Source organism: Olsenella kribbiana, from assembly GCF_036408795.1.
Lineage (GTDB): Bacteria > Actinomycetota > Coriobacteriia > Coriobacteriales > Atopobiaceae > Olsenella_L > Olsenella_L kribbiana.
The window spans coordinates 333,554-340,045 of the sequence record NZ_JAZGJP010000001.1; the positions used below are offsets into that span (position 1 = coordinate 333,554).

The following is a 6,492-nucleotide window of genomic DNA, read 5'->3' on the forward strand; positions in this document are numbered from 1 at the left end:
AAGATCAGGCCTCCCGTGCGGGCGTTGCCGTATCACGGTACTTGGCGGCAATCTTTGCCCACTTGGGCTCCTTGCCCTTCCAGACACAGAGGATCTGGGAAGCGACCGCGAAGCTCGAATAGGTGCCGAGGAGCTCGCCAACGAACATGGCGAAGGCAAAGTCGCGCAGGGTCGAACCGCCAATAGCAAGCATGCAGATGACCGGCACGACCGACGTGATCGTCGTGTTGATGGTGCGGACGATGACCTCATTGATCGAGTAGTTCGCGATCTCGTCGTAGGTATGGTGCTTGCCGTCAGAAAGCTGCTTTGCGTTCTCGTCGATGCGGTTGAACTCGACGACCGTGTCGTAGAGCGAATAGCCCATGATCGTCAGGAGCGCTGCTACGACATTCGGCGTGATCGGCATCTGCGTCCAGGCATAGACACCGATGGTGATGAGCAGGTCATGTACGAGGGCGATGACAGCAGAGATCGACATCTTGAACTCATAGCGGATCGAGACATAGACGATGATGGCGGCAATTGCGACGAAGAAGGCAAGAAGCGAAGAGCGGGTGACATCTGCTCCCCAGTCAGGGCCGATCGTCGTGACCTGATAGGAGGAATCCTCGAGGCCGAGCCTGTCTGCGACCTGGTTGGCATGGTCGGTGGCCGTCTGGGGATCCGTCGTGCCAGAACGCACGAGGAAGCCCGTCGCGCCATCCGTGACAGAGGTCTGGACCGTCGCTTCGCCCTCGCCTGCATCGGCAAGCGCATCGCGCATCTGCTCGATCGTGATCTCTCCCGTATCGCGGAAGTCGATCTCGGTGCCGCCGATGAACTCGATGCCGAAGACAAGGCCGCGGGCAAGGATGCCGACAACGGAAAGAGCGATGAGGACACCGGAGATGACGAAGAAGGCACGGCGGTGCTTCATGAACTGGATCTCGCCCTTGAAGTGGCTACGCATGGGCCACACCTCCCTTCACGCCCCGCTCGCTGCGGGCGCGTTCTGCCTCTTCCAGATCTTCCTCGATGCCCCAGAACTTTGGGTGCCTCTCAATCTGGTGCTGGGCCAGAAGGCGAAGTGCCGGTGCCTTGAAGCAGAACATCGTCACGATGTCGCAGGCAACGCCGAGCGCAAGCGTGAGGCCGAAGCCCTTGACCGTGCCGGAGGCGAAGGCGAAGAGGGCGATAGCGGAGACGAGCGTCACGATATCAGCGTCAAGCGAGGTCTTGATGCCGTGCTTCGTGCCGGAGATCGAGGCGTTCTTGACGCTCTTCCCCATCCTGATCTCCTCGCGGAAGCGCTCGAGCACGAGAATCGACGAGTCGGCAGCAGATCCTGTCGTCAAGACCATGCCGGCAAGTCCCGGAAGCGTCAGGCTGAAGAGGCCATTCTTCGAGAGGATGGCAAGAAGGCCGAGATAAAGGACAGCGAAGCAGGCAAGCGAACCCAGAGTCAGGATGCCCATGCCACGGTAGAAGAAGAAGAGATACACGACGACGATCGCGACACCGGTCGCAATGGCGAGGATGCCCTGCTGGAGGGAGTCCTGGCCAAGCGTCGGTCCGACAACACGGGACTCAGAGTATGTGAGCGTCACAGGAAGCGAGCCGGAGTCCAGGACCGTCTTCAGGCTCTTTGCCTCATCGAGCGTGAAGGAGCCCGATATGGAGACATTGCCATCCGTGATGGCGGATTGCACTGCTGGCGCAGACTTCACGACGCCGTCGAGCACGATAGCGATCTGGCCCTTCGTCGGGGCAAGCTCGGTCGTGACATCGCCGAAGATCCGGGCACCTTCGCTGTTGAACGAGACATTCACGACATATTCGCCCGTCGAGGACTGGGCGACAGAGGTCTTCGTGATATAGGAGCCATCCATGAAGGCGGTGTAGGAGCCATCAGCAAGCTCGACATCCTCCTGGCCATTCCTGATCTTCAGGAGCGCATCGGCGTCGCCGATATCGTCGAGGCGGACGAACTCGATATGTCCGGTCTGGCCGATGGTCTGGACGGCGGTCTCTGCATCCGTCGCACCCGGAATCTGGACGAGAATGGAATTTGCGCCCTGCTGCTGCACGGTCGCCTCGGAAGCGCCGAGCGAGTTCACGCGGTTCTGGACAATCGATGTAGCGGTAGCCATATCATCAGAGCTCGGCTGAGAGCCATCAGACTTCGAGGCCGTCAGGATGACGGAGACGCCGCCCTTGATATCGAGACCCTGATTGATGGAGGTGCCAAGCGGCGTGAAGGCAATCACGCAGGCAACGCAGACCGCTGCGAGAACGACGAGCGTCGATAACCAGCGGCGGGCATTTGCGCTCAGGCGTCGCTTCGAGCGTGATTTCGGGCGCTTCGGTGCCGTAGCCGATGCGCCTTCTGAGGCATTCCAGCGCGCGACACCCGATTCTTGGGGTGCTTGCCCCTTCTTGTTCTTAGCCATGTCCCTGCAACTTTCTAGAACCTATGGTCCCTCGTATCTGCAACAGAACCATTATAGGGACATGGCCAAGATTGACAAAATGCGGAAACGTTGGGCAATCAGAAGTCGCGCACTGCTTCCGATGCCATCCACTCGTCTTCGAACTGCTTGTAGGTGCCCGCAAAGATTGCAGCGCGTGCCTGGCGCATGAGCTCCAGGAGGAAGTAGATGTTGTGCATGGAGAGGAGGATGGCGCCGACCATCTCCTGCTGCTTCACAAGGTGATGGATGTAGGCACGCGTGAAGCCGCCTGTGCAGACAGGACACGTGCACTTGTCATCGAGCGGTCCGTGGTCGTGCGTATACTTCGCGTTCTTGAGGTTCATCCTTCCCTCATGGCTGAAGGCGGTGCCCATGCGAGCCGTGCGGGTCGGAAGCACGCAGTCGAACATATCGACACCACAGCCCACCTCATGCACAAGCGTCGTCGGATTGCCGACGCCCATGAGGTAGCGGGGCTTGTCCTTCGGCATGTACTCGCAGACCAAGGGATCGAGCGTCTCGCACATCGTCTCGAAGTCCTCGCCCACCGAGTAGCCGCCGATGCCGTAGCCGGGAAAATCGGCGCATTCCTCAAGATGGTGCAAGGACCGAAGGCGCAGGTCCATGTGCATGCCGCCCTGGACGATACCGAAGAGGGCCTGGTCCTCGCGGGTATGAGCCGCAAAGCAGCGCTCTGCCCAGGCGCTCGAGAGCTCGACCGCACGCTCGACGAAGGGACGCTCTGCCGGATAGGGCGGGCACTGGTCGAGCTGCATCACGATATCAGCACCGAGCTGCTCTGCGATGTGCATGTTGTCCTCAGGCGTCCAGTGGATATAGGAGCCGTCGTAGTCGACCGCACGGAACGTCACGCCCTCATCGGAGAGCTTCGTGAACTCGCCGTGGGAGAAGACCTGGAAGCCGCCCGAATCGGTAAGGATTGGACGGTGCCACTGCATGAACTCGTGAAGACCGCCCATCTCGTCCACAAGGTCTGCTCCCGGCCTGTTTGCGAGATGGTAGGTGTTCGCGAGGATGATCTTGGCACCAAGCTCCTCGAGCGTGGAGGGAAGGATGCCCTTCACGGTTGCCTTCGTGCCGACCGGCATGAAGATGGGCGTCGGGATGTCGCCGTGCTCGGTATGGATGAGGCCGGCACGTGCATGGGTCAGAGGATCTTCTGCCTGGACCGTGAACGTGAAATTCGGATTGCTGGCCACGTTATGCCTCCTTTGCAGCTGCGTGCGCCTCTTCGAGCGCAGCCTCTATCCAGACGGCGACGCCGTCCTCATCGATGCTTGGACAGACTTCGTCTGCAAGCGCCTTCACATCGTCCGATGCGTTGCCCATCGCGACGAAATGGCCGACATGCCCGATGAGCGGGATATCGTTTCCGCCGTCGCCGAAAGCGACGACAGCCTCTTTCGGGATGCCCAGATAGGCAGCAAGCGCATCGGCGCCCGTGCCCTTTGTGACACCCTTCTTCGTGATCTCGATCTGGGTCTTCTCCATCTCGGCCACTTCCCAGATGCCTTCACGCTCGAGGATGCGCTCTGCCACCTTCATGTTCTCGGGTACCGGGAAGGAGCAGTCGAGCTTCTCTATCCCATCCTCTGCACTCTTGAGCTTCGGAAGGACCGACAGGCAGTTGTGCCATCCTTTGAGACGGAATATCGGATGCGAGACGAAGCCCTTCAGAATATCGAGGGCTGACCCGCTCTTGCGCTCCGTCTGTCCTGCCATATAGGAGATGGCACCTACCTCGGCGTAGGTATCCATACCGAGATGGACATGCCAGGCGGCATGGAGCGGCCTGAACGCCTGGTAGATCCTGAGCGCGTCATCACGCTCGATGGGCCTGCGCACAAGCGGTGCAAGATTCCCGTCGGCGATGCAGGCTCCATTTGCTGTCACGTAATAATCCATGCACTCAGCATCGGTGGCCGGCCCTTCGATGAGGCCGCGCGGGCGCCCGCTGCAGACAGCCGTCGCGACACCGTGGTCCTGGAGCATCTTGATTGCCGCTACAACCCGAGGAGAGATTCCCTGATGATGCGCAAGAATCGTTCCATCGAGGTCAAAAAGGCACAGCCCGATGCCCTGAGGGCACCGGGCTGTTCCGGTCAATCCTTGCTTGAGTGCAGAGGGCTGACTACTTCTCGCCAAAGCCGTCGTCAATCAGAGCGACGAGGGTGTCGAGAGCTTCCTGCTCCTGGTCGCCGTCGCAGGCAACCTCGACCTTGGTGCCAGCAGCGAGGCCAGCAGCAAGAATCATCATGATGGACTTTGCGTTGACAGGAGCGGAGCCCTTCGTGAGGTCCTTGATCGTCACATTGCAGGGGAACTTCTTTGCGGCAGCAACAAACTGGGAAGCGGGACGTGCGTGAAGACCAGTAGCGTTGACAATGGTCGTCTGCTTGGAAACCATCTTTTTCTCCTTTGACACGACAATGGAGCGCGCGGGCTGCCCCGCAATGCGCATTTGCCATTACTGTAACAAAACTTGTGCACTTGTGACACACTTTCTTTTCACTACGCAGAATCCAGAATGTTCCAGCATATTCCCTCCATCTCGAAGCTCTGCAGCTGTCCGCGATGGCATGAAATGACACCCGCTTTCCTATTTCTGGGCAGCGGCGGGCGGAAATGCGCCAAAATGGTACATGTACATGCTGAAGCACCAAGGAGCTTGGAAACCATGCAGGACAACGCAGAAGAGCGCAGCGATACAAAGAAGCCCCGCCATGAGAGGCGCAAGGACAAGAAGCAGCAGAAGGACCAGAAGACACAGAAGAAGCCGAAGGGCTCCTCTGGCTTCACAGGCGGCTTTGCTGCCGTGAGGCAGGTGCACGCTGCCTCGAAGGAGCACTCGAATGCCCGCTCCGAGCTCAAGAAGGCAGAGTCCGCACTCGCCGAGGACAAGAAGGTGCTCGACCACAGGATCGATGTGACGAGAAGCTACGCCCAGATCGTCTCCGAGCAGACGAAGGCCAGGACGGATGCCGAGAAGGCGAAGGCTGCAGCAGAGCGCCGCATCGAGGTCCTGAAGGAAGAGCATGACAAGCTGGCTGGCGAGCTCGAAGCCATGCGCTCGGAGCATGCAGAAGCGCTCAAGCCTTTCCATAACGTCATGGAATCCACCCGTGGCCGCGCTGACGATACGGCAAAGCTCCTCTCCGAGGCGAAGAAAGCCGCCAAGGCTGCGCAGACCGAGGCAAACGATGCACAGGCACGCCGCGAGCAGAGGATCTCTGCCGCGAACAAGGCCTACGACAATGCCCAAGCACGTCTTCGCAAGCTCAACGCCGACTTCGAGGAGCTCAAAGGCAGGCCTGATACCGATGCTGGCGCCATCGCCCGCATGGAGCAGGAGATCTCTGCCGAGAAGGCACACCTCGAGAGCACGAAGGCAGACATCCCTCTGGTTACCGACGAGGCACAGAAGAATGTCGATGCCGCCCAGCGCCATCTCTGGAACCAGCAGCAGGCACTCGATTCCGCGCAGAAGGCAGCAGAGGAAGCAAGCACTGAAGCCAAGCGTCGGAAGGCCGAGTACGACGAGCGCTACCAGAGCTTCCAGACCGAGGAGGCAACGCTCGACAACGATGTCGTGCAGCGCGAGATGGGGATCCGCGATGCCTCGAAGGACCGCGACACGGCTCAGGCAAATATCGAGGCCGCCCAGAAGCTCCTCGATGAGGCAGAGGACATCCATGCCCACCCCGAGGTCACGAAGAAGCTCGCCGAATCCGTGGCAGAGAAGCAGCACCTCGTCGATATCCAGAAGCAGGAAGTGAGCTCGCTTGCCCGCTCCGAAAAGCAGCTCAGGAGCTCCACGAGAAAGCAGCGCATCACCTTCATCTCCCTCCTCATCGTAATCGCTGCCGTCATCCTCCTCATCATCTGGTTCCTGACGCACTGATATGTAGATCCTTCTGTCAAGAGGCATGATTGTCCCATCCCCGGATTCCGCTCCGAGGATGGGACCATTCTCTATATCGTCCTCCGGAAGCCCTGCGCCTTTGTGGCGTGTCTGATT

At 59.7% G+C, this 6,492-nt stretch carries 6 protein-coding genes; 1 reads left to right on the forward strand and 5 read right to left on the reverse strand.

The window, feature by feature from the left end:
- Positions 1-4: 4 nt before the first annotated feature.
- The 5 genes from secF to VXJ24_RS01550 form a co-directional block, all read right to left on the reverse strand.
- Positions 5-952 (reverse strand): protein translocase subunit SecF, encoded by a 948-nt coding sequence (secF, locus tag VXJ24_RS01530; RefSeq protein ID WP_330971150.1) that lies wholly within the window; start codon positions 950-952, stop codon positions 5-7.
- Positions 945-2,432 (reverse strand): protein translocase subunit SecD, encoded by a 1,488-nt coding sequence (gene secD / locus VXJ24_RS01535; RefSeq protein ID WP_330971151.1) that lies wholly within the window; start codon positions 2,430-2,432, stop codon positions 945-947. The genes secF and secD overlap by 8 nt, the downstream gene beginning before the upstream one ends.
- Before the next feature lie 98 nt (positions 2,433-2,530).
- The gene (gene tgt / locus VXJ24_RS01540) at positions 2,531-3,673 is read right to left on the reverse strand and encodes a tRNA guanosine(34) transglycosylase Tgt (RefSeq protein ID WP_330971152.1); all 1,143 of its coding nucleotides are present in this window, start codon (positions 3,671-3,673) and stop codon (positions 2,531-2,533) included.
- 1 nt (position 3,674) lies between these two features.
- Positions 3,675-4,631 (reverse strand): Cof-type HAD-IIB family hydrolase, encoded by a 957-nt coding sequence (locus tag VXJ24_RS01545; RefSeq protein ID WP_330971153.1) that lies wholly within the window; start codon positions 4,629-4,631, stop codon positions 3,675-3,677.
- A complete protein-coding gene (locus VXJ24_RS01550) occupies positions 4,606-4,881 on the reverse strand; it encodes an HPr family phosphocarrier protein (RefSeq protein ID WP_330971154.1) in 276 nt (91 codons plus the stop codon). The genes VXJ24_RS01545 and VXJ24_RS01550 overlap by 26 nt, the downstream gene beginning before the upstream one ends.
- A 270-nt stretch (positions 4,882-5,151) precedes the next feature.
- Between VXJ24_RS01550 and VXJ24_RS01555 the strand changes: the two genes are divergently transcribed.
- On the forward strand, positions 5,152-6,375 hold the full coding sequence (locus VXJ24_RS01555; RefSeq protein WP_330971155.1) for a coiled-coil domain-containing protein: 1,224 nt from the start codon (positions 5,152-5,154) through the stop codon (positions 6,373-6,375).
- Positions 6,376-6,492: the final 117 nt, after the last annotated feature.

Coding starts and splice junctions, on each gene's coding strand:
- VXJ24_RS01550 (WP_330971154.1), bottom strand. CDS start 4,881: ATGGTTTCCAAGCAGACGACCATTGTCAACGCTACTGGTCTTCACGCA.
- VXJ24_RS01555 (WP_330971155.1), top strand. CDS start 5,152: ATGCAGGACAACGCAGAAGAGCGCAGCGATACAAAGAAGCCCCGCCAT.
- secD (WP_330971151.1), bottom strand. CDS start 2,432: ATGGCTAAGAACAAGAAGGGGCAAGCACCCCAAGAATCGGGTGTCGCG.
- secF (WP_330971150.1), bottom strand. CDS start 952: ATGCGTAGCCACTTCAAGGGCGAGATCCAGTTCATGAAGCACCGCCGT.